The sequence below is a fragment of the Citrobacter sp. TBCS-14 genome, assembly GCF_005280805.1.
Classification (GTDB): domain Bacteria; phylum Pseudomonadota; class Gammaproteobacteria; order Enterobacterales; family Enterobacteriaceae; genus Citrobacter; species Citrobacter gillenii.
This window is the reverse complement of the sequence record NZ_SZWM01000060.1, coordinates 205-550: the sequence shown is the minus strand read 5'-3', so window position 1 is coordinate 550 and position 346 is coordinate 205. Positions and strand designations below refer to the sequence as shown.

Annotated in this window: 1 pseudogene; it reads right to left on the bottom strand. The window is 51.2% G+C overall.

The features are described 5' to 3' along the window. Positions 1 to 346: pseudogene (locus tag FDX22_RS00330) on the bottom strand (beta-galactosidase); the annotation flags it as partial.

Here is a 346-nt window from a genome sequence, read left to right as displayed (position 1 = left end):
GATCGTCTAAATCAGGGATAAAGGTTTTTTTGTCAGGCGTCCAGGTTCCCTTTACGCCTTTGTTAATCAACCAGTCAGGAATTTGTGAACCGGTTTCCGGCTCAGCAAGCGCCATAAACCGCAGTCCGACGTTCATCGCCGGTCGATGCGCCGCGGCATACTTAAAAGCGTCATCAACCAGTGCAAAATTGTACTGGCCTTCGACAGGCTCAAGGTCACGCCAGTAAAAGCGCTCATATTCAAAGCCGGTGTCGGGATAATCCGCCAGTCCAAGCGTTTCACCATATCCTTGATGAAAACTGGCGACCCCGATACCTGGGTTTGTCAGTGGGCCCGTCAATGCTTT